General features: G+C 66.6%; 18 protein-coding genes. 4 read left to right on the top strand and 14 right to left on the bottom strand.

Features of this window, described 5'->3' with window-relative positions; genetic code table 11:
* Nucleotides 1-381 precede the first annotated feature (381 nt).
* Nucleotides 382-1074: an urea ABC transporter ATP-binding subunit UrtE gene (gene urtE, locus BLW02_RS02140; RefSeq protein WP_092696806.1), complete on the top strand. Its 693-nt coding sequence runs from the start codon at nucleotides 382-384 to the stop codon at nucleotides 1072-1074.
* 39 nt (nucleotides 1075-1113) lie between these two features.
* Here urtE and BLW02_RS02135 read toward each other — a convergent pair whose 3' ends face one another.
* From BLW02_RS02135 to puuE, 12 genes are all read right to left on the bottom strand, one after another.
* Nucleotides 1114-1944: an urease accessory protein UreD gene (locus tag BLW02_RS02135; protein WP_092696805.1), complete on the bottom strand. Its 831-nt coding sequence runs from the start codon at nucleotides 1942-1944 to the stop codon at nucleotides 1114-1116.
* 547 nt (nucleotides 1945-2491) lie between these two features.
* Nucleotides 2492-3289 carry a 2-oxo-tetronate isomerase gene (otnI, locus tag BLW02_RS02125; protein ID WP_092696804.1) on the bottom strand — a complete coding sequence of 266 codons (798 nt, stop codon included), beginning with the start codon at nucleotides 3287-3289 and terminating at the stop codon, nucleotides 2492-2494.
* A 36-nt stretch (nucleotides 3290-3325) separates the two neighbouring features.
* Complete coding sequence (locus tag BLW02_RS02120) at nucleotides 3326-4015, bottom strand: class II aldolase/adducin family protein (RefSeq protein ID WP_092696989.1); 690 nt, start codon at nucleotides 4013-4015, stop codon at nucleotides 3326-3328.
* 17 nt (nucleotides 4016-4032) lie between these two features.
* On the bottom strand, nucleotides 4033-5304 hold the full coding sequence (otnK, locus tag BLW02_RS02115; protein WP_092696803.1) for a 3-oxo-tetronate kinase: 1272 nt from the start codon (nucleotides 5302-5304) through the stop codon (nucleotides 4033-4035).
* A complete protein-coding gene (gene ltnD, locus BLW02_RS02110; protein ID WP_092696802.1) occupies nucleotides 5301-6212 on the bottom strand; it encodes an L-threonate dehydrogenase in 912 nt (303 codons plus the stop codon). The genes otnK and ltnD overlap by 4 nt, the downstream gene beginning before the upstream one ends.
* A 36-nt stretch (nucleotides 6213-6248) precedes the next feature.
* Complete coding sequence (locus BLW02_RS02105) at nucleotides 6249-7616, bottom strand: GntP family transporter (RefSeq protein WP_026434643.1); 1368 nt, start codon at nucleotides 7614-7616, stop codon at nucleotides 6249-6251.
* A 127-nt stretch (nucleotides 7617-7743) separates the two neighbouring features.
* Nucleotides 7744-8523 (bottom strand): FadR/GntR family transcriptional regulator, encoded by a 780-nt coding sequence (locus BLW02_RS02100; protein ID WP_092696801.1) that lies wholly within the window; start codon nucleotides 8521-8523, stop codon nucleotides 7744-7746.
* A gap of 150 nt (nucleotides 8524-8673) precedes the next feature.
* On the bottom strand, nucleotides 8674-9726 hold the full coding sequence (locus tag BLW02_RS02095; RefSeq protein ID WP_092696800.1) for a patatin-like phospholipase family protein: 1053 nt from the start codon (nucleotides 9724-9726) through the stop codon (nucleotides 8674-8676).
* A gap of 205 nt (nucleotides 9727-9931) precedes the next feature.
* Nucleotides 9932-12238 carry an NADP-dependent malic enzyme gene (locus BLW02_RS02090; protein ID WP_092696799.1) on the bottom strand — a complete coding sequence of 769 codons (2307 nt, stop codon included), beginning with the start codon at nucleotides 12236-12238 and terminating at the stop codon, nucleotides 9932-9934.
* A gap of 338 nt (nucleotides 12239-12576) precedes the next feature.
* Nucleotides 12577-13812, bottom strand: a complete 1236-nt coding sequence (locus BLW02_RS02085; RefSeq protein WP_092696798.1) for a M20 family metallopeptidase — start codon at nucleotides 13810-13812, stop codon at nucleotides 12577-12579.
* Nucleotides 13809-15587 (bottom strand): 2-oxo-4-hydroxy-4-carboxy-5-ureidoimidazoline decarboxylase, encoded by a 1779-nt coding sequence (uraD, locus tag BLW02_RS02080; RefSeq protein WP_092696797.1) that lies wholly within the window; start codon nucleotides 15585-15587, stop codon nucleotides 13809-13811. Before uraD ends, BLW02_RS02085 begins: the two co-directional genes overlap by 4 nt.
* 64 nt (nucleotides 15588-15651) lie before the next feature.
* A complete protein-coding gene (gene puuE / locus BLW02_RS02075; protein ID WP_092696796.1) occupies nucleotides 15652-16602 on the bottom strand; it encodes an allantoinase PuuE in 951 nt (316 codons plus the stop codon).
* Nucleotides 16603-16879: 277 nt separating this feature from the next.
* On the opposite strand from puuE, the gene uraH reads away from it, so the two are divergent.
* Entirely contained in the window at nucleotides 16880-17230 is a 351-nt protein-coding gene (gene uraH, locus BLW02_RS02070; RefSeq protein WP_092696795.1) for a hydroxyisourate hydrolase, read from the top strand.
* An 89-nt stretch (nucleotides 17231-17319) separates the two neighbouring features.
* Here the strand turns inward: uraH and BLW02_RS02065 are convergent, their stop codons facing one another.
* Entirely contained in the window at nucleotides 17320-17790 is a 471-nt protein-coding gene (locus BLW02_RS02065; protein ID WP_092696794.1) for a hypothetical protein, read from the bottom strand.
* 140 nt (nucleotides 17791-17930) lie between these two features.
* Between BLW02_RS02065 and xdhC the strand changes: the two genes are divergently transcribed.
* Together xdhC and BLW02_RS02055 are read left to right on the top strand one after the other, a co-directional pair.
* Entirely contained in the window at nucleotides 17931-18770 is an 840-nt protein-coding gene (xdhC, locus tag BLW02_RS02060; protein WP_092696793.1) for a xanthine dehydrogenase accessory protein XdhC, read from the top strand.
* A gap of 185 nt (nucleotides 18771-18955) precedes the next feature.
* Complete coding sequence (locus tag BLW02_RS02055) at nucleotides 18956-20182, top strand: urate hydroxylase PuuD (RefSeq protein WP_092696792.1); 1227 nt, start codon at nucleotides 18956-18958, stop codon at nucleotides 20180-20182.
* On the opposite strand, the gene BLW02_RS02050 is transcribed toward BLW02_RS02055, so the two are convergent.
* Nucleotides 20183-20815: a TetR family transcriptional regulator gene (locus tag BLW02_RS02050; RefSeq protein WP_092696791.1), complete on the bottom strand. Its 633-nt coding sequence runs from the start codon at nucleotides 20813-20815 to the stop codon at nucleotides 20183-20185.
* Nucleotides 20816-20932: the final 117 nt, after the last annotated feature.

Raw genomic sequence — 20932 nt, 5'->3', positions numbered from 1 at the left:
GCAGGGCTGGGGGCGTGTGCGTGTGCCGCAGGACACACGCACTTCGTGCTCTGACTCACCGCAGTTGTTCGAACGGAGCGCGCAGCGCGCAGTGAGTTCTGCGGTGGCGCCTCCTGACCGAGCATCGCAGGTTGCCCGCAGCGAAGCGAAGGGACACGCACAGCAGGGTCGCCCTTTCTTTGGTGACTTTCTTTCGGCGACGCGAAAGAAAGTTACTCGCCCGCCGGGGCGAATTCCCGGCCTCCGCCCGTCGCACAAGCACCTCGCACAGAGTGGCGAGCGGCCCCCACCCCCCGCATGACCAGCGCAATCGCTCCTAATTTAATGGCTGTCAGCGCTTGCTAATAAATCGCTAGAGCCAAAAACACTCAAAAGACCACCATGCTCACCGTCCAAAACATCAACCAGTACTACGGCGGCTCCCACATCCTGCGCGACGTGAGCCTCACCGCCACCCCCGGCAAGGTCACCGTGCTGCTGGGCCGCAACGGCGTGGGCAAGACCACGCTGCTCAAAAGCCTCATGGGCCTGGTGCCCATTAAGAGCGGCTCCATCCAGTTTGACGGCAAATCCATCGACAAAGCCACGCCCTATGACCGTGCGCGCGCGGGCATTGGCTTTGTGCCCCAAGGCCGTGAGATCTTCGGCCGCCTCACGGTGGAAGAGAACCTCCGCATGGGCCTGGCCTACAAAAGCGGCTCCACGCCCGTGCCTGCGCACCTGTACGAGCTGTTCCCTGTGCTCCAGCAGATGCTGGGGCGCCGGGGCGGCGACCTGTCGGGTGGGCAGCAGCAGCAGCTGGCCATTGCGCGGGCCCTTGCGCCCGGGCCGCGCCTCTTGATCCTGGACGAGCCCACCGAGGGCATCCAGCCCAGCATCATCAAGGACATCGGCCGCGTGATCCGCATGCTGGCCGACACCGGCGAGATGGCCATCCTGCTCTGCGAGCAGTACTACGACTTTGCGCAGGAGCTGGCCGATGACTACTTGGTGATGGAGCGCGGCGAGGTCATTGCGCGTGGCCCCGGCAGCGAGATGGAGGCGAAGGGTATTCGCAAACTCGTGGCGATTTGATCGTGGGCTCCATGGCAGGTCTGCACCAGCGCCTGTTGCCTACATGGACCAGATGCGGGGCGGTGCGGCGTCGAGTTGCCACAGGGCAGCACGCCATGCGGACCGCACCTGCTTGAGCAGTTGCATCGCCGGCTCTACCTGTGGCGCCAGCACGCGGAGCACCACCACCTGCCCGTTGGGGCTGGTGGCGCCTGCGGTGGCCTTGAGTGCATGGGTGTCCATCAGGGCGCGGGCAGCGTCCAGAGCGGCATCGCGCCGGGCCTTGCCCATCGGGGCGCCCGTTGTGAGGAACAGGCTGGCCACGCAGTGGTGTCCTGCCAGACCCAGTGGGCTTTGCAGCAGGCGCCGGTCGGCAGCGTCTATCACGCCGCGCTCCAGCCACAGGCCGGGCACCTCGATGTGCTGCACGAAGCGGCCGGTGTCAAAGGCTTGCCCGGCATGCGGCAGGCCCAGCGCGGTGACATCCCAGCCCATGCATTCGGCACCAGGGGCGATATTGATCGTGAGGTGGTTTTCTGCCTGGCAGGCGTTGTAGCAAAGCGACTCCAGCGGCAGCCATTCCAGGCGGGAGTTTTCTTCGAGTGAGAGGTGTGTGCGCTGCAGGGCACGCTCTCCGGTGGACCGGTAAAAGCGCGTGGCGCCCGGCGTTGTGACCAGCCCGTGGGCGCCGGGTCCCACAGATGCCGTGATGTCCAGAGTGTCCCCCCCCACCAGGCCGCCCGGCGGGTGGACCAGCACGTTGTGGCAAATGCCGTCACCTTCCGGGTACAGGCTTTGCAGGATGCGCAGCGGCCCATCGTGCTCGAAGCGCGCCACGGTGCGCGCGTTCTCCAGGGTGTAGTTCAGCTGCAGGCGGGCGTACCAGGGCATATCGGATGGACAATGTCGCTACTAAATAAATAGCTGATTATGAGCGCTGGACGAGCGCAAAGCACCCTGTAGGCCAGGGATTAGGTGCCCTGCCAGGCCGCCAGAATCCTGTGTGTGGCGCGCTGGATTTCTCCAGCAACGCCGGGCCCACGCATTCGACGGGGCCAGACGCGGTGATCGTGCAACAGGCCTCGGCCAGCAGCGTACCTTCGGCCCCGGCGATCACCGCCCCAAAAGGGTGAGTGCCACGCGCCCGAGCGGTGCATGCCCAGGCGATGGCCTGGCGCAGGAGGCGGGTGCCTGTTTTGCCCAGCGGCACGGGCATGTCGAATGCTGGCGGGTGGGTCGCCATGAAGGTGTGCATGGTTGTCTCCTGCAGTGTGCAGGGTGGGCGCGTGTTGAAAGGACCCGCACACTGCCTGCCACCCGTGCCATTGCCATGCATTTGGCGTGCCAACCACCATGTGTCACACCGCGCAGGAGTGCTGGCCTCCTGACCGTCGGTAAACGTGCCGGGATTTGCACGCTGCAAGACCCCGGGCGCGTTTTACAGCCAGGGCTTGAGCCAGCCCAGGCCGTCCGACGTGGCATGGGGCGCTGCGCCGCGCGCAGGGCGGTACTCGCAGCCGATCCAGCCGCCGTAGCCCAGGCTGTCGAGCAGCTGGAACAGGTAGGTGTAGTTCACCTCGCCCACATCGGGCTCGTGGCGCTCGGGCACGCCCGCGATCTGCAGGTGGCCTACATTGCCGGTGGGCAGGTACTGGCGGATCTTCATGGCCAGGTCGCCTTCCACGATTTGCGCGTGGTACAGGTCCATCTGCACCTTGACGTTGGTCGCACCGATCTCGGCAATCAGCGCGTGGGCCTGGTCCTGGCGGCTCAGGAAGAAGCCGGGCATGTCGCGGCCGTTGATGGGTTCCAGCAGGATCTGGATGCCGTGGGGCGCGGCCTGCTCGGCGGCGTGGCGCACGTTGGCGATGTAGGTGGCACGCACGCTGGCTGCGTCGGCGCCCTGGGGCACCAGCCCGGCCATGACGTGGATGCGCGGGCATTGCAGCGCCTTGGCGTACTCGATGGCCTTGGCCATGCCTTCGCGGAACTCGGCCTCGCGCCCGGGCAGGCAGGCCAGGCCGCGCTCGCCCGCATCCCAGTCGCCGGGCGGGGCGTTGAACAGCACCTGCTGCAGGCCTTTGGCCTGCAGGCGCTTGGCCAGTTCCTGGGCGGGGTAGGCGTAGGGGAAGAGGTATTCCACCGCTTGGAAGCCGTCGTGGGCGGCGGCGGCAAAGCGGTCGAGGAAGTCCACGTCGCTGTAGAGCATGGACAGGTTGGCGGCAAAACGGGGCATGGGTGTCTTTCTGTCTGGGGGGGTGAGGGCTGGGCCTTACCACTGCGCGCCAAAGGCCTGGCGCAGTTCTTCCATCTGGGGCTCGGTCAGCGGCGTGGGGCGGGGCTGGCACAGCAGCCACAGGCGGGCGGTTTCTTCCAGCTCTTCGAGCACGGCCATGGCGGCGGCGGGAGTGTCGTGCCACACATTGGGCCCCAGCCGCGCCAGCATCACGGCGCGCACGGGGTGGCCCTGCGCGGCATGGCGGGCGATGGTCTGCGCCACCAGCGCTGCCGCTGCGGCATCACCGGGGCGGTGGTACGGGATGTGCGGCACGCGGCCTACCTTCATGACGAAATAGGGCGTGATGGGCGGCAGCAATTGCGCATCAGGAGCCAGCTGGCCACCTGCCCCCGTGTCGGCCTGCAGCGAGCAGGCCACCAGGTGCGTGCTGTGGGTGTGGATGACGCAGCGGGCAGGTGCCGCCGTCGATGCCGAGGCCTCGTAGATCTGCCGGTGCAGCGCAATGGTCTTGCTGGCCCGGTCACCCGCCACCTGCTGGCCCTGCGCGTCCAGGCGAGCCAGCCGCTCGGGCTGCAGCGTGCCCAGGCAGGCGTCGGTGGGGGTGATCAGGTAGCCATCGGCCAGGCGCACGCTGATGTTGCCTGCGGTGGCATGCACATAGCCGCGCTCGAACAGGCTGCGGCCCACGCGGCAGATGTCGTCGCGGGCGGTGCTCTCATCCATGAAGGCGGTGGTGGTGCTCATGCCGGCAATTGTGCAAAAGCCTTGGTGAAGAAATCGGTGCTACCAAAATTGCCCGACTTCAGCGTGATGTGCAGCCCGTCCTTGGCATCAGGGGCCACGGCATGGCACCACGGCACGCCGGGGTCGATCTGCGCGCCAATGCGCATCTGCGTGATGCCCAGGGCCTGCACGCAGGCGCCCGAGGTTTCGCCGCCCGCCACGATGAGCTGGCGCACACCGCGCTGCACCAGGCCGCGTGCAATGGCGGCGATGGTTTCCTCCACCATGGCGCCCGCTTTTTCGGAACCCAGCTTGCCCTGGATGGCGCGCACGGCCGAGGGCTCGGCGGTGGAATACACCAGCACCGGCCCCTGGCCGATGTGGCCTTCGGCCCAGGCCAGCGCTTCGGCGGCCACGTCCACGCCTGCGGCAATGCGCAGCGGGTCGATGGCGAGGGCGGGTTGGCCCGCCTTGATGAAATCCATGACCTGCTGGTTGGTGGCCACCGAGCAGCTGCCCGACACGATGGCCTGCAGCCCTTGCGCTGCGGGCAGGCGGGCTGCCTCGTTGCTGGGTGCCACGCCAAAGTTGCCCGGCAGGCCAATGGCCACGCCCGAGCCCGCCGTGACCAGCGGCATGCCCTTGAGCGCCGGGCCCAGGCGCAGCAGGTCGGCATTCGACACCGCATCGACCACGGCCATGCGCACACCCTCGGCCTTCAGTTGATCGATGCGCGCGCGGATGGCGGCCTCGCCCTGTGCGATCACGCTGTGGTCGATCAGGCCCACGCGGCTCTCGGTCTGCGCCTGCAACACGCGCACCAGGTTGGGGTCGGTCATGGGCGTGAGCGGGTGGTTCTGCATGCCGCTCTCGTTCAGCAGCACATCGCCCACAAACAGGTAGCCCTTGAACACCGTGCGCTTGTTGTCGGGGAAGGCGGGCGTGGCGATGGTGAAGTCGGTGCCCAGGGCCTGCATCAGCGCATCGGTCACGGGGCCGATGTTGCCCTCTGCCGTGCTGTCAAACGTGGAGCAATATTTGAAATAAATCTGCTCGGCCCCCTGCGCCTGCAGCCACTGCAGGGCGGCCAGCGACTGGGCGATGGCTTCGTCCTTCGGGATGGTGCGCGACTTGAGCGCCACCACGATGGCATCGGCCTCCGCATCCAACGGAGCCGTGGGCACGCCCATGGCCTGCACCACGCGCATGCCTGCGCGCACCAGGTTGTTGGCCAGGTCGGTCGCGCCGGTGAAGTCGTCGGCAATGCAGCCCAGCAATGCGCGTGTCATGCCTTCTCCTTACCCTCGGGCAGCGTGATGCCGGGGAAGATCTTGATCACGGCGCTGTCGTCTTCCTTGGCGAAGCCTGCGGTCGATGCCTGCATGAACATCTGGTGCGCGGTGGCGGCCAGCGGCAGGGGGAACTTGCTGGCGCGTGCGGTGTCGAGCACCAGGCCCAGGTCCTTCACAAAGATATCGACGGCCGACAGCGGCGAGTAGTCGCCCGCCAGCACATGGGCCATGCGGTTTTCAAACATCCAGCTGTTGCCCGCGCTGTTCGTGATCACTTCATACAAGGCGCTGGCTTCCACGCCCTCGCGCAGGCCCAGGGCCATGGCTTCGGCGGCCACGGCAATGTGCACGCCGGCCAGCAGCTGGTTGATGATCTTGACCTTGCTGCCCGCGCCCGCCTTGTCACCCAGGCGGTACACCTTGCCGGCCATGCCGTCGAGCACGGCGCCCGCAGCGGCATAGGCTTCAGGCTTGGCCGAGGTCATCATGGTCATCTGGCCTGAAGCGGCCTTGGCGGCGCCGCCGGAGATGGGCGCGTCCACATAGTGCAGGCCCAGGGCGTTCAGGCGCGCTTCGAGTGCCACCGACCAGTTGGGGTCGACGGTGGAGCACATCACAAAGGTGCTGCCGGGGCGCATGGTGCTGGCTGCGCCGCCTTGGCCATCGTCGCCAAACAGCACGCTCTCTGTCTGGGCGGCGTTGACCACCACCGACACCACCACGTCGCTCACCGCCGCCAATGCAGCCGTGGTGGCGTGGGCCGTGCCGCCGTCTGCCACAAAGGCCTCGGCCACGCCGGGGCGCACGTCGCACACGTGGATGGTGAAACCGTTGTTGCGCAGGGTCTTGGCAATGCCGGCGCCCATGGCGCCCAGGCCGATGATGCCTACGATGGGTCGGGTCATGTTGTCAGTCCTTCAGTGAATTGGAGAAGAGGGGGCTCAGGCCACCAGGGCCCACAGCAACGCCGTGAGTGCAAAGCCCGCCAGGCCCAGCACGGTGGTCAGCACCGTCCAGGTGCGCAGGCCATCGCCCACGCTCAGGCCCAGGTAGCGCGTCACGATCCAGAAGCCCGAATCGTTGACATGCGACAAGCCCAGGCTGCCAAAGCCAATGGCCACCGTGAGCAACGCCACTTGCAGGGGGGAATAGCCGCCGCCCGCGATCGCGTCGGCCAGCAGGCCGCAGGTGGTGATGATGGCCACGGTGGCCGAGCCCTGGGCGGCGCGCAGCGCCAGTGCGATGAGGAAGGCCAGCAGGATCAGTGGCAGGTGCGTGGCCGTGAGGCTTTGCGACAGCGCCGCGCCAATGCCGCTGGCGGTGAGCACCTTGGCAAACACGCCGCCGGCGCCCGTCACCAGGATCACGGTGGCGGCCGGGGGCAGGGCGGATTCCATAATGGCGTTGGTGCGTTCGCGGTTCCAGCCCTGGCTGCGGCCCAGCAGGAACATGGCCAGGCCCACGGCCACCGTCAGCGCAAAGATGGGCGAGCCGATGAAGCCCAGCACATTGCGCAGGCTGTCGCCCTTGGGCAGCAGCGTGGCGCCGGTGGTGCCGGCCATGATGAGGGCCAGCGGAATCAGGATCAGCGCCAGGATGGTGCCCACGCCCGGGGCGCTGCGGGCTTTGGATGCAGCGGTTTCATCGCTGCTGCCAAAGGCGGCGAACTGCTCGGCCGTGGTGGGCAGCAGGGGGTAGCCCTTGCGGTTGAGCCAGCCTGCCACGTACTGCGACAGCGCCGCCAGCGGAATGCAGATGGACAGGCCAATGATGGTGATCCAGCCGATGTCGCCCTTGACGATGGCCGCACCGCCCACGATGCCGGGGTGCGGCGGCACCACCACGTGTGCGGCCAGCATGATGCCCGCCACGGGCAAGCCGAACTTCACCGGGTTGACGCCTGCGGCCTTGCAAAAGCCATAGACGATGGGCACCAGGATGATGAAGCCCACGTCAAAAAACACGGGAATGGCCAGCACCAGCGCCGCCGCCGTGAGCGCCATGGGCACGCGCGTGGGGCCCAGCAGCTGCGTGAAGCGGTTGGCCAGGCTGGCCGCGCCGCCCGAGACCTCGATCATGCGGCCCAGCATGGAGCCCAGCGCCACCAGGATGGCCACCGAACCCAGCGTGCCGCCCATGCCCGCAATCAGCGTGCTGATGATGTCGCCAATGGGCATGCCGGTGGCAAATGCCACCAGAAAGCTCACCAGCATCATGGCCACGAAGGCGTGGACCTGCCAGCGGATGATGAGCAAAAGAAGCAGGGCAATGCTGCCGGCGCCAATGCCGAGGAGTGCGAGGGTGGACATGCGAGGGTTCTCTGAATGGAAGGGCGAGCGCGACGCGCTGCACCTCTGTTAGTGTGTTTATATGGTTATCATACAAATTTATGGAGGCGCCCTTGTTGCGGGTTAACCCTGATGCGGGGTGGCGTTCTTAAAACAGCAGCGGCGGCGAGGCCTGTACCAGCGGCTGGGCCAGCCGCTCGCCGTCCTGTGCCCAGAAGGCGGGATCGGCCTGCTCGATGCGTGACAGTGCGTTGCGCATGTGCTCGGCAGCGGCATGCCGGGCCGCGGGGGCATCACCCGCTTCTATGGCCTGCACGATGCGCTCATGCTCCTGCGTCACGGCCTGGGCAAAGTCGGCGCGCCGCGCTTCGTTGGCGCGGGTCACGCGCGTGGCGCCCTTGAGGAACTGGGCCAGGTAGTCCAGCGTGCTGATCATGAAGGGATTGCCCGCGGCCCGGGCAATGGCGCGGTGAAACAGCACATCTTCTTCCACGCCATCGCGCCCGGTCTGCACGGCCTGGGCAATCTGCCGCATGGCGTGGCGAATGGCGGCCACGTCGGCGGGATTGCGGCGCAGCGCGGCCAGTTCGGCCACTTCGGATTCGAGGGCCTTGCGCACTTCCACGATCTGCATCACGGCCTCGCGCGATGCCGAGTGCGGCAGGTCAAAATGGAGCGGTTCGATGCCCGGGGCCTGCACATACACGCCACTGCCCTGGCGCGAATCCACCAGTCCCAGCGATTTCAGGCGCGAAACGGCTTCGCGCACCACCGTGCGGCTGACCTGGAATTGCTGGGCCAGCGCAGCCTCGGTGGGCAGCTTCTGCGCCGCCTGGATCCGGCCTGCGCGGATTTCCGCCTCCAGCGCGCTGGCGACCTGATCGGACAGCTTGATGCCGGGTTTGATGGCGGAAAAGAGTGACGACATGGGTAAAGCGGGCTCAGGGATGACGGCGGCAGCGCGGGGGAGGCAAGCCCGGCTGAATGTACCCCAAGCGTCCGCGCGTACACCGGCGCAGCGAAGGGGCCATCGTGGGGGAACAAGGGTGCATGGCCCGGCGTGCAACCCGCCGCCCGGCTACTTTGGCACCGCGCAGGAATCGTCCAGCCGCGCCAGGTCCGCGATTTTTTTCAGGCGGGAACGGCTGTCCAAGCAGGTCTGGTACTGCGCCTCGGCGGTCTTCTGCTGGGCCAGCCGCGCAGCGTTGGCGCGTTCGGCCTGCAGCTGGGCCATGCGTTCGCGGATCTGCGGCATGGCGGCCAGGGCCGACTTTTCGCCTTCCAAGATGGCATTGGCGCGCTGGCTGAAGTCCGTCGAACCGATGTCCAGCACCTGGGGGCGGATGATCACATCGGCACGCGCCAGTTCGGCCTGGCCCAGTTTCTGGCCCATGATGGCAATCGACTGGCCCAGCGTGCCCAGCATGTCGCCGGGCGATTTGCCCCGGGCCTTGCTGGAGATGTCCACGGCGATCACGATGTCCGCGCCCAGCTGGCGCGCCGCATCCACCGGCACGGGGCTCACGACGCCGCCATCCACGAAATGGTATTTGCCGATGGTCACGGGCTGGAACACGCCCGGCACGCTGCTGGAGGCGCGCACGGCCTGGCCCGTGTTGCCGCGCGCGAACACGGTGCGCTCGCCGTCTTCGAGCCTTGTGGCCACGGCCACGAAGGGCTTGGCCATCTGCTCCATGGGCTTGCGGCGCACCTGCTCGTTCACATAGTCTTCGAGCTTCTGGCCCAGCACCAGACCGCCCGAAGACAGCTGCAGGTCGCGGATCCGGGTTTCGTCGAGTGCCACGGCTTTCTCCTGCATCTCGAAGGCATTCATGCCGCTGGCATACAGCGCTCCGACCACGCTGCCCGCGCTGGTGCCGGAGATGACAGCGGGCGCCAGGCCATTGGCCTCCAGCATCTTGATCACGCCAATGTGCGCAAAGCCCTTGGCCGCGCCGCCGCCCAGGGCAATGCCCACACGGATGGGACTGGTGGAGGACGCAAGAGGGGGCTGCGCCGACGTTTCGGGCCGGGTGGGGCTGGTGCCACCACAGGCCGCCAGTGCCAGGGTTGCCAGAACGGTCACTGCACCGCGGGTGGCCAGTGGGTGGAAAAAAGCGGTCAAGCGCATGCCAGGCAATCCTGCAGTCCAACGGGGCGGGCAGTATAGCGGTGGCATTCCCCTGGCACCGTGGGTGGTGTATTCGCTCCTGGAAAAGGAGCTTTTGGCGCTTGACCTGAGTGCACTGGAAGGCTTTTTGGCTGAATTTCACCGGACTGCACGCCCGCGCACCGTTACGCCCTCTGCGGGCCTCGGGCAGCAGAGGGCCTTGCCCTTACCTGGGCCTTGCCGCCGCGCTGGCCACGGCCAGTGCCGTCATGTTGAACACCCGGCGCACGGTGGATGCAGGCGTCAGGATGCAGGCCGTGGCCGCAACGCCCATCAGGATGGGGCCCACGGTCACACCACCGCTGGTGGTGGTTTTCAGCACGTTGTAGAGGATGTTGGCGGCATCCAGGTTGGGGCAGATCAGCAGGTTGGCCGCATCAGTGAGCGTGGAGTCCGCCATGTAGGCGTTGCGGATGTTCGGCTCCAGCGCGGCGTCGCCGTGCAGCTCGCCGTCGCACTCGATCTCGGGGTGGGCCGCCACAAACAGGTCGCGCGCCTCGCGCATCTTGCGGGCCGAGGCGCGTTTGGACGAGCCGTAGCTCGAATGCGACAGGAAGGCCACCTTGGGCGGCAGACCAAAGCGCTGCACCTCCTGCACCGACATCCAGGCGATGTCGGCGAGCTGCTGCGCCGTGGGGTCTTCGTTCACATAGGTGTCGGCGATGAAGAGCGTGCCGCGGTTGGTCATCAGGGCGTTGAGCGCGGCGTAGTCGTTCACACCGGCCTGCCGGCCCAGGATGCTGTGGATGCGCTCCAGGTGTGTCTCGTAGGTGCCGACCAGGCCGCAGATCATGGCGTCGGCGTCGCCCAGCGACACCATCAGCGAAGCAATGATGGTGTTGGAGCGGCGCACGGCGGCCTTGGCCACTTCGGGCGTGGCGCCGTTGCGCTTCATGAGCTGGTGGTAGTGCTCCCAGTACTGGCGGAAGCGCGGGTCGTCCGAGGGGTCGCAGATTTCCACGTCCTTGCCCGGCACCATGCGCAGGCCGGCCTTGGCGATGCGCGCCGCGATCACGGCGGGGCGGCCGATCAGGATGGGCTGGGCGATGTGGTCGTCGATGGCCAGTTGCGCCGCGCGCAGGGCGCGCTCGTCCTCGCCGTCGGCATAGGCCACGCGTTTTTGCCCATCGGGCAGGGCCTTGGCCGCGTTGATCACGGGGCGCATCAGCATGCCGGTCTGGTACACAAAGCGCGACAGCGTTTCCTTGTAGGCCTCCATGTCGGTGATGGGGCGCGTGGCCACACCGGATTCGGCCGCGGCCTTGGCCACGGCGGGTGCGATCTTGAGGATCAGGCGCGAGTCGAACGGCGTGGGGATGAGGTAGTCGGGGCCGAAGGTCAGCTCCTTGCCCGCATAGGCGCTGGCCACTTCCTCGCTGATGTCGGCCTTGGCCAGGTCGGCGATCTGGCGCACGCAGGCCAGCTTCATGGCCTCGGTGATCTTGGTGGCGCCGCAGTCCAGCGCGCCGCGGAAGATGTAGGGGAAACAGAGGACGTTGTTGACCTGGTTCGGGTAGTCCGAGCGGCCCGTGGCGATGATGCAGTCGGGGCGGATGGCCTTGGCCAGCTCGGGGCGGATCTCGGGCTCGGGGTTGGCCAGCGCCAGGATGATGGGCTGGGCCGCCATGGTCTTGACCATCTCGGCCGTGAGCACGCCCGGGGCCGAGCAGCCCAGGAACACGTCGGCGCCGTGGACCGCATCGGCCAGCGTGCGCGCTTCGGTTTTTTGCGCGTAACGGGCCTTGGATTCGTCGTAGCCACCGGGGCGGCCTTCATAGATCACGCCCTTGGAGTCGCACATGAAGATGTTTTCCACCTTCACGCCCAGGCCCACCATCACACCCACGCAGGCAATGGCGGCGGCGCCGGCGCCCGACACCGCGATCCTCACGGCGCCAATGTCCTTGCCCACCAGTTCCAGGCCATTGAGCAGCGCCGCGCTGCTGATAATGGCCGTGCCGTGCTGGTCGTCATGGAACACCGGGATGTTCATGCGCTTGCTCAGCTTCTGCTCGATGTAGAAGCACTCGGGCGCCTTGATGTCTTCGAGGTTGATGCCGCCCAGCGTGGGCTCCAGCGCGGCAATGATGTCGATGAGCTTGTCGGGGTCGCGCTCGGCCAGTTCGATGTCGAACACGTCCACGCCCGCAAACTTCTTGAACAGGCAGCCCTTGCCCTCCATCACCGGCTTGCCGGCCAGCGGGCCGATGTCGCCGAGGCCCAGCACGGCCGTGCCGTTGGTGATCACGCCCACCAGGTTGCCGCGCGAGGTGTAGTCGAAGGCCTTGCTGGGGTCGGCCTGGATATCGAGGCAGGGGTAGGCCACGCCGGGCGAGTAGGCCAGCGACAGGTCGCGCTGGTTGGACAAAGGCTTGGTGGGGGTGACCGAAATCTTGCCCCGCGTGGGGTTGCGGTGGTATTCGCGCGCAGCGTCGCGCAAAGCCTGTTCGGCGGCGGAAATGTTCTGTGTCATGCGGAAATCCTGGAAATCGTCGGCGGAATGCAAAACCAGCGCACTCGGGGGGCACGGGACCCATGTGTCGGTTCGTGCGCAGGCGAAAGGATGCGCCGCCGTGCGCAGATGGGCCGGACCTTCCTTTCCTGCATCTGTCGCCACCCTGCCGAACGCGGGTGCGCGGCGGCCAGGTGGGCGAGCACACAGTCGCGCAGGTGTCGCGACCGGGTCGGTGCAGGGCACTGGAATGTCCCCGGGATGGAGCTGGCTGACAGGATAACCGGGTTACGGTTCTGGCTGAATGAATCCTGACAGCCGAGGATTGCTTTGGGCGTGCGTGAACGCTGCCGCAGCGCTCAGGCGAGCAGGTCGCTCAGCGCCCGGGCAATCACCTGGGTGGCGCGGCGCAGGTCGTCCAGATCCAGCCGCTCGTCGGCCCGCTTGGCATGCGATTCGAGCACGGTGCGCGGGCCGGCGCCATAGATCACGCCCGGAATGCCGCGCTCCCCATACAGGCGCACATCGGTGTACAGCGGCGTGCCCACGGCGGGTACTGGTTCGCCTAGCACGGCCTGGGCGTGCTTTTGGATGGCCTGTACCAATGGGGCATTGCCCGCCAGCGGCGTCATGGCGTTGGCCAGCAGCAGGCGCTTGATGTCCACGCTGATGCCTGCGCGCTCGGCCGCAGCTTGCTCGATCACGCGGCGGATCGTGGCTTCCACCTCCACCGGGTTTTCTTCGGGGATCATGCGGCGGTCGAGCCTGAACGTGACCTTGCCGGGCACCACGTTGGTGTTGGTGCCGCCTTCGATGCGGCCCACGTTGAGGTAAGGGTGCTGGATGCCCGCGACGTTGGAGGTGACCTTCTTGTACGCATCGTTTTGCGCATACAGCGCGTTCAGGATGTGCACCGCGCCCTGCAGGGCGTCCACGCCGGTGTGGGGCACGGCGGCGTGGGCCATCTTGCCGTGCACGGTCACTTCCATCTGCAGGCAGCCGTTGTGGGCGGTCACTACCTCGTAGCTGAAGCCTGCGGCGATCAGCAGGTCGGGCTTGGTGAGGCCATGCTTGAGCAGCCAGCCGGGGCCGAGTTCGCCGCCAAACTCTTCGTCGTAGGTGAAGTGCAGCTCTACTGCGCCTTTCGTGGGCCTGGCCATGGCTTCGAGCGCGCGCACGGCAAAGGTGAAGCTGGCGAAATCGCTTTTGCTCACGGCGGTGGCGCGGCCGTACATTTTGCCGTCCACGATCTCGGCGCCATAGGGGTCGTGCGTCCAGCCTTCGCCGGGGGGCACCACGTCGCCATGGGCATTCAAGGCGATGGTTCTGCCCGAACCGGGTGCGCCGTAGGGCCGGCGCACGATCAGGTTGGTGATGGATTCCATGCCGTAAGCCAGCACATCGGCAGCGGGTACGGCGTGCTTTTCAGCCTCGTAGCCAAAGTCTTTGAGCAGCTCGGCCGTGCGCTCGGCATGCGGCGCGTTGTTGCCCGGCGGGGTGTCGGTGGGCACGCGCACCAGGGCCTGCAAAAAGCGCACTTCTTCGTCAAAGTGCTGGTCGATCCAGGCGTCGAGCGCGGTGTAGTCGATGGTCATGGTTGATATTCCTCGGCCAGCTGGTGCAGCACCTGGGTGAAGGCGTCCACGGCCAGCTGCATGTCGTTGTGGGTGGTGGATTCGAGCGGGTTGTGGCTGATGCCGGAGTTTTGCCCGCGCACGAACAGCATGGCCTGCGGCATGATTTCATGCAGCTTCATGGCGTCATGCCCGGCACCGCTGGGCATGCGAAAGACGGGCAGTCCCAAGGCATCCACGGCGCGTTCCCAGTGGTGCTGCAGGGCAGGGGCGCTGGGCGCTGCGGCGGCGCGCATGGATTCTTCCAGCGTGTAGCGCAGGCCGCGCCGCTGGGCAATGCGCGCCAGCGCATCGAGCACGTCGCGCACCAGGGCGTCACGCTGGGCGTCGGTAGGGGCGCGCAAGTCCAGTGAAAAGCTGCAGCGCCCCGGCACCACGTTGATGGAGCCTCCGGGCACATTCAGCAGGCCGATGGTGCCCACCGCGTCGCCATCCTGCGCGGCGCGCTGCTCCACATACAGCGCCAGTTCGGCCACGGCCACGGCGGCGTCGCGGCGGCTGTCCATGGGGGTGGTGCCAGCGTGGCTGGCGGTGCCGATCATCTCGGCCACAAAGCGCACACCGCCGTTGATGGAGGTGACCACGCCCAGGGGCAGGTCCAGCCCGTTGAGTACCGGGCCCTGCTCGATGTGCACTTCGATGAAGCCCAGGTACTGCGCCGGGTCGCGCTGGAGCTGTGCTATGTCGTCGATGCACAGGCCCGCATGCTGCATGGCCGCGCGCATGGTGATGCCGTCGGCATCCTTCTGGTCCAGCCAGGCGGGGTTGAAGTGCCCGATGAGCGCACCCGAGCCGAGGAAGGTGGCTTTGTAGCGCTGGCCTTCTTCCTCCGCAAACGCCACCACCTCGATGCCAAACGGCAGGCGCTGGCCCGCGCGGTGCAGTTCGCGCACGCAGGCCATGGGCACAAAGATACCCAGGCGCCCGTCGTACTTGCCGCCGTTGCGCACCGTGTCGTAGTGCGATCCGCTCATGAGGTATTTGGCTGCGGGCTGCGCGCCGTGGTAGCGGCCCACCACATTGCCCACGGCATCGGTCTCCACGCTGTCAAAACCGCACGCGCGCATCCATTGGCCGATGCGCTGCGCACAGGCGCGGTGCGCGTCGGTGAGGTAGGTGACGGTGAGCTGGCCCTTTTCGGCAAAGCCGGGGTCGGAGTGTTCGGCCAGTTGCTCTTGCCAGTCCCACACGTCGCCGCCCAGCAGGGGCTCGGCGCCGAACTTGTCGTTCAGGCGGATCTCGGCAATGCGGTGGATGTTGCGCAGGGCCTCGGCCCGCTCGAACTCGGGGTGGTTATCGAGCCGCCGGGCAAAGGTGTCGATGATCTCGCGCTGGGCCAGGCCCGTGCCGCGCGGCCCGCGGACGGCCAGGATGAAGGGGAAGCCGAAGCGCTCGTTGTATGCGGCATTGAGCTGCTGGATGTGCTCCAACTCCTCGGGCGTGCACTGCGTCAGGCCCGCCTTGCTCTGCTCGTGGGTGGATTCTGCCGTGAGGCTTTGGGCCACCATGGCCTTGCCTGCGAGTTCGGGGTGGGCACGGATCAGTTCCAGCTGCACGTCAGCATGGGCGGTGCGCACGGCTTGCGCCATGGCGTGCTTCAGGTGGGCCAGCGAGCGAAAAGGCCGCCGCGCCAGCGCCTGCTCGGCAATCCAGGGCGAGTGTTCGTACAGTCCGTCCAGCCATTGCAGGGCATCAGCCGCGCTGGCGGTGTTGAGTTGTTCCAGAGTCAGGGGCATGGTGTTGGCTTTTACAAAGTGATCTGCTTTCGCTTATGAGGTAAGCGCTGGATGTCAATTGGGCTCATGGCGCAGGCGCTGGGTGGTGCTGCGCCCAGTGGCGCGCAATGTCGATGCGCCGGGCCACCCACACCTTGTCGTGCTGCGCGATGTGGTCCAGAAAACGCTGCAGCGCCGTGATGCGCCCGGGGCGGCCCAGCAGGCGGCAGTGCATGCCGACGCTCATCATCTTGGGGGCGTCGTCGCCGGCCGGGTCGCCCTCGGCATACAGGGCATCGAATGTGTCCCTGAGGTACTGGAAAAACGGGTCGGCGTGCGAGTAGCCCTGGGGCAGGGCAAAGCGCATGTCGTTGCAATCCAGCGTGTAGGGCACGATGAGCTGGGGCACCGCCGTGCCGTCGGTGCGCCGCACCTTCATCCAGAAGGGCAGGTCGTCGCCGTAGTAGTCGCTGTCGTAGGCAAAGCCGCCATGGTCGGCCACCAGGCGGCGGGTGTTGGGGCTGTCGCGGCCGGTGTACCAGCCCAGGGCCCGCTCTCCAGTCAGGCGTTCGATGATTTCCATGGCCTGCTGCATGTGGGCGCGCTCGATTTCCTCGGGCATGTGCTGGTAGTGGATCCACTTGAGGCCATGGCAGGCGATCTCGTGGCCCAGCTCCACGAAAGCGGCCGTGAGCCCGGGGTGGCGCTGCAGCGCCGTCGATACGCCGAACACCGTGAGCGGCAGCTTGCGCTTTTCAAACGCGCGCAGGATGCGCCACACCCCGGCACGCGAACCGTATTCGTAGATGCCTTCCATGCTCATGTGCCGCTCGGGGTAGCTGGCGGGGTTGAACATTTCCGACAAAAACTGCTCGCTGCCCGCATCGCCGTGCAGCACGGCGTTCTCGCCCCCTTCTTCGTAGTTCAGCACAAACTGCACTGCAATGCGGGCGCCGCCGGGCCAACGCGGGTGGGGCGGGTTCTTGCCGTAGCCGATCAGGTCGCGCGGGTAAGGCAGGGTGGAGTCGTAGATCATGGACGGGGGCAAAGGGGTGGGAAATCATGCGTTGCCTGGCAGTATCGCCGCCGAATGGCGGGCGGGATACCCGTGTCCCGAGGCATGCAAATCACCGGCCAGCCGGGCGTCGGGTTGAAGCAGTGGGCTGCGCCGGCAGGCATCCATGCCTTGGCGCTGGGGCTGGTCGGCGAAAATTCCATGGGCCCGATGCGGGGTGGCGCGACCCGCAGTGCCTACACTTTGGGCGCCGGCTGTGGTATCCCGTGCCGGCTTCCCACCTTCAGGAGATTTCCCCATGGGCTTGAGCACCCACGTTCTGGACACCATGCATGGCTGCCCCGCGGCTGGCATGGAGGTGTCGCTGTTTTTCACCCGGGGTGACGAGGCCACGCTGATCCGGCGGCTGGTGCTCAACCACGATGGCCGCACCGATGCGCCGCTGTTGGACAACGCCAGCCTGTGCGCTGGCACCTACCGGCTGCGTTTTGGCGTGGCGGGGTACTTCAAGGCCCGGGGCGTGGTACTGCCCGAACCCAATTTCTTGAACCAGGTGAACCTGGACTTCGGTATCGCCCATGCCGACCAGCATTACCACGTGCCGCTGCTGGTGAGCCCCTGGAGCTATTCGACCTACCGGGGGTCGTGATGAGCGTATGACTGTGCAGTGATATGAGAACTACCCGCCGAAGCTGGCACGCCCCAGGAAAGGCGCGCAGCGCCTCCGGGGGGATGTCCTTAAAGCTGACCTTCGGTCAGGGTATCCAGCTGGAAATGCCCGCTCTTGTCCCACAGCCAGGTGTCGGTATAGGTGACGCGGCCCATGCGGGCGGGTACCGGGAACGGTGCGGCGGCACGCACGGTGCGCTCGATCTCGGCCACCACTTCGGGGGCATGGCGCGGGGCGCGCATCCAGTGCAATTTGGTGATGCGGCCGCTGCGGTCGATGTCCACTTCCAGCACCCCAATGGCGTACAGCAGGGGCGGGAGCTTGCCCTTGAAAACCCGCTGGTTGTTCTGGTTGTAGAGGTGGGTTGCCGCATCGCGGCGATAGGCCCGCGCGGTGCTGGCCGCTGAGGGGCCGGGTGTTACCGATTTGCCCAGTGAATGCGCCGCAGCATCGTCGCTGGGCAAGCGGCTTTCGGGAGGCGGGGGCACGTTGACAGGGGTGGACTTGCAGGCGGCAAGGATGGCGCCAACGGCCGCCATGAGGCTGGCCAGGAGCCAGTGACGACCCGTTCGGGAAGAGCGTTGGAGCGAGGTGGGGGGCATGGTGTTGTCGCTATGCTGGTGGGCACGATGCATGCGCGCTGTGCATGGGAGTGCAATGAACCTGTGGGAAGTTTGCCGTGGCTGATCTGCTGTTGCTGCTGGAGGGCCTGAAGGCTGCACCGGCCTGTTTGGTGACCGTGGAGTCTACACAAGGCTCTACCCCGCGGGAAGTGGGGGCGTGGATGTCGGTTTTTGAAGACAAGCTGGTGGGCTCGGTCGGTGGCGGGCATATCGAGCACCAGGCCATTGCCGAAGCCCGGCGCAGGCTGCGCGGGGGGCTGGGGGCGCCGCAGCTGCGTTACGCACTGGGGCCTGCCCTCGGTCAGTGCTGTGGCGGCGTGATGCACCTGCGATTTGCGTTGGTGGGGGCGCAGGATGGGGCAGGCCTGCAGCAGCGCCTGGCCGGCGTGCGCCACCCGGTGGCCCTGTTTGGCGGCGGGCATGTGGGCCATGCGCTGGCGCGTGTGCTGGCGCCGCTGCCGTTTGCGCTGACCTGGATCGACAGCCGCGATGGTGTCTTTCCTGCCCATCCGCCGGGCGATGTGGTGTGCGAGCATTCCGAGCCGGTGCATCTGGCGGTGCCGCGTCTGGCAGCGGGCAGCCGCGTGCTGGTCATGAGCTTCAGCCATGCCGAAGACCTGGACGTGGTGGCGGCGTGCCTGCAGCGCCAGCGCACCCAGGGTGATCTGCCCTTCATCGGGCTGATCGGCAGCCAGACCAAATGGGCCACGTTTGCGAGCCGGCTGCACGGGCGGGGCTTCACGCCGCAAGAGCTGGCGCAGGTGGCTTGCCCCATCGGGGTGCCGGGCATCGTGGGCAAGGAGCCCGAGGTGATTGCGGTGGCCGTGGCCGCGCAGCTGCTGCAGACCTTGCAGGGGGCGCGAACAGCTTTCAGGCGCCATTGCAGCGGTCGATGAAGCGGGTTTGGGCGCAGCCGGGAAAAATTCCTGCTTACACTTTGTGCCGAACCGCAAGGTGTCTGGGTCGCAGCGGTGCCCCGGCAGATGTCTGCCACGGTGCGCGGCCCCTTTTGTCTGCTCAGAGCGCCCGCAGTGGTGAGCAGGTTTGCAACGCAGCGCGCCGGCGCTGCCAGGGTTGAGACATGGAAAGCTATCTTCTCGACTGGGCCAACCTGTTGCTGCGCTGGGTCCATGTCATTACCGCCATTGCCTGGATCGGTTCGTCGTTCTACTTCGTCTTTCTGGACAGCAGCCTCACGCCGCCCGAGGACGATGGGCTGAAAAAGCAGGGAGTCAGCGGCGAGCTGTGGGCCGTGCACGGTGGCGGCTTCTACCACCCGGTCAAGTTCGCGGTGTCGCCGCCCCGGTTGCCCAGCCACCTGCACTGGTTCTTCTGGGAGAGCTACAGCACCTGGATGAGCGGGTTTGCGCTGTTCACCATGTCCTACCTCTACAGCGCCAGCACCTACCTCATCGACAAGTCGCGCATGGACTGGGCGCCCGCCACGGCCATCGTGGTGGCGCTGGCGTTCTTTGTGGTGTTCTGGCTGCTGTACGACGCCATCTGCCGCATCTTTGGCCAGAAGAAGAACGGCGACGCCATCGTGGGCGCCTTGGTGTTCGTGTTGGTGTGCGTGGCCTCCTGGCTGGCCTGCGACTGGTTTGCCGGGCGTGCCGCCTTTTTGCTGGTGGGCGCCATGCTCGCCACCGCCATGAGTGCCAACGTGTTCTTCTGGATCATCCCCGGCCAGCGCACGGTGGTGGCCCAGATCAAGGCCGGCCAGCCGGTGGACCCCATCCACGGCAAGCGTGGCAAGCAGCGCAGCGTGCACAACACCTACTTCACGCTGCCGGTGCTGTTCGCCATGCTGAGCAACCACTACAGCTTTGCCTGGAGCCATCCGCAGAACTGGCTGGTGCTCATCCTCATGATGTTGGCAGGCGCGGCCATCCGCCAGTTCTTCGTGATGCGCCATGGCTACAAGCTGGGCAAGAGCGGCAATCCGCTGCCGTATGCGCTGGTGGGCGTGGCCGTGATCGTGGGCGCCATCGTGTGGATGCGCCCGGCAGCCGGTGTTGCTCCTGCGGCAGAAGCTTCTGGCGCGGGAGGAATAATCTCTGGAGGCCAAAATGGCTATATATCCGTGCAAACGGTGCTGGAGCAGCGCTGCACCCAGTGCCATGGCGCCCAGGTGCAGATGAAGAACCTGCGCCTGGATTCGCCGGGCAGCGCGAAGCAGCACGCCCAGGCCATTTACCAGCAGGTGGTGGTGCAAAAGCTCATGCCCATGAACAATGCCACGCAGATGACCGACGCTGAACGCGCACTGATCGGGCGCTGGTACGCGGCGGGTGCCCCCGCGCAGTGATCAGGTGGGGGTGCTGGTCTGCAGGCCCAGACCCGTCAGGTAGACGTCCAGCGCAGCCCGGCCGTTGGCCTGCAGGTCAAACGCGGCGGGGTTGAGCAGCCACTGGTGCACCAGCCCCTCGATCAGCACCTGCAGGCCCCGGGCCGCGCAGTCCAGCGGCACCGGCGGGGGCTGGCTGCGGGCGGCGAAGGCCCTTTGCAGCGCGACATGGTTGCGCGCCACGCAGCCGTCGTGCACGCTCAGATGGCGCTCCAGCACGGCACCCATGTCGGCGGTGTATTCAACCTGGTGGGTGGCGATTTGCAGCACGCGCTGTGTCTGCGCGTCGGTGGCGATCAGGTGCAGCGCATCCAGCATGGCGCTGCGGATCTCGGCCACGGGGTGGGGCGATTGCTCCACATAGGCCGCCACCAGGGTCTGCTCCAGCGGCAGGGTCACGCGCTCCATCATGGCGTTGAACAGGTCGGCCTTGTCCTTGAAATGCCAATAGATCGCTCCCCGCGTGGTACCTGCCGCCACCGCAATGTCATTGAGGGAGGTGTGTGAAACGCCACGCGATTGAAACAATTGTTCCGCAGCATCGAGCAGGTTGTTGCGCGTGGTCTGTGCGTCTGCCTTGGTGCGGCGGGCCATGGAATACCTTTCACTGGTAGGGGTGCTTTTGCCACTATACATACATTCTTGAATGTATGTATGTTTTAATGCAGCACTTCGTTACCGTGCTGCGGTCCTGTGCGCTGAACGCCGAGC

Source organism: Acidovorax soli (assembly GCF_900107605.1).
Lineage (GTDB): Bacteria > Pseudomonadota > Gammaproteobacteria > Burkholderiales > Burkholderiaceae_C > Acidovorax > Acidovorax soli.
The sequence above is the reverse complement of the archived record's forward strand: the minus strand, read 5'-3'. Positions and strand labels throughout refer to the sequence as shown.

Excerpts from the sequence above, each read along its gene's own strand:
- urtE (WP_092696806.1), top strand. The coding sequence starts at position 382 with ATGCTCACCGTCCAAAACATCAACCAGTACTACGGCGGCTCCCACATC.
- BLW02_RS02135 (WP_092696805.1), bottom strand. The coding sequence starts at position 1,944 with ATGCCCTGGTACGCCCGCCTGCAGCTGAACTACACCCTGGAGAACGCG.
- otnI (WP_092696804.1), bottom strand. The coding sequence starts at position 3,289 with ATGCCCCGTTTTGCCGCCAACCTGTCCATGCTCTACAGCGACGTGGAC.
- BLW02_RS02120 (WP_092696989.1), bottom strand. The coding sequence starts at position 4,015 with ATGGATGAGAGCACCGCCCGCGACGACATCTGCCGCGTGGGCCGCAGC.
- otnK (WP_092696803.1), bottom strand. The coding sequence starts at position 5,304 with ATGACACGCGCATTGCTGGGCTGCATTGCCGACGACTTCACCGGCGCG.
- ltnD (WP_092696802.1), bottom strand. The coding sequence starts at position 6,212 with ATGACCCGACCCATCGTAGGCATCATCGGCCTGGGCGCCATGGGCGCC.
- BLW02_RS02105 (WP_026434643.1), bottom strand. The coding sequence starts at position 7,616 with ATGTCCACCCTCGCACTCCTCGGCATTGGCGCCGGCAGCATTGCCCTG.
- BLW02_RS02100 (WP_092696801.1), bottom strand. The coding sequence starts at position 8,523 with ATGTCGTCACTCTTTTCCGCCATCAAACCCGGCATCAAGCTGTCCGAT.
- BLW02_RS02095 (WP_092696800.1), bottom strand. The coding sequence starts at position 9,726 with ATGCGCTTGACCGCTTTTTTCCACCCACTGGCCACCCGCGGTGCAGTG.
- BLW02_RS02090 (WP_092696799.1), bottom strand. The coding sequence starts at position 12,238 with ATGACACAGAACATTTCCGCCGCCGAACAGGCTTTGCGCGACGCTGCG.
- BLW02_RS02085 (WP_092696798.1), bottom strand. The coding sequence starts at position 13,812 with ATGACCATCGACTACACCGCGCTCGACGCCTGGATCGACCAGCACTTT.
- uraD (WP_092696797.1), bottom strand. The coding sequence starts at position 15,587 with ATGCCCCTGACTCTGGAACAACTCAACACCGCCAGCGCGGCTGATGCC.
- puuE (WP_092696796.1), bottom strand. The coding sequence starts at position 16,602 with ATGATCTACGACTCCACCCTGCCTTACCCGCGCGACCTGATCGGCTAC.
- uraH (WP_092696795.1), top strand. The coding sequence starts at position 16,880 with ATGGGCTTGAGCACCCACGTTCTGGACACCATGCATGGCTGCCCCGCG.
- BLW02_RS02065 (WP_092696794.1), bottom strand. The coding sequence starts at position 17,790 with ATGGCGGCCGTTGGCGCCATCCTTGCCGCCTGCAAGTCCACCCCTGTC.
- BLW02_RS02055 (WP_092696792.1), top strand. The coding sequence starts at position 18,956 with ATGGAAAGCTATCTTCTCGACTGGGCCAACCTGTTGCTGCGCTGGGTC.
- BLW02_RS02050 (WP_092696791.1), bottom strand. The coding sequence starts at position 20,815 with ATGGCCCGCCGCACCAAGGCAGACGCACAGACCACGCGCAACAACCTG.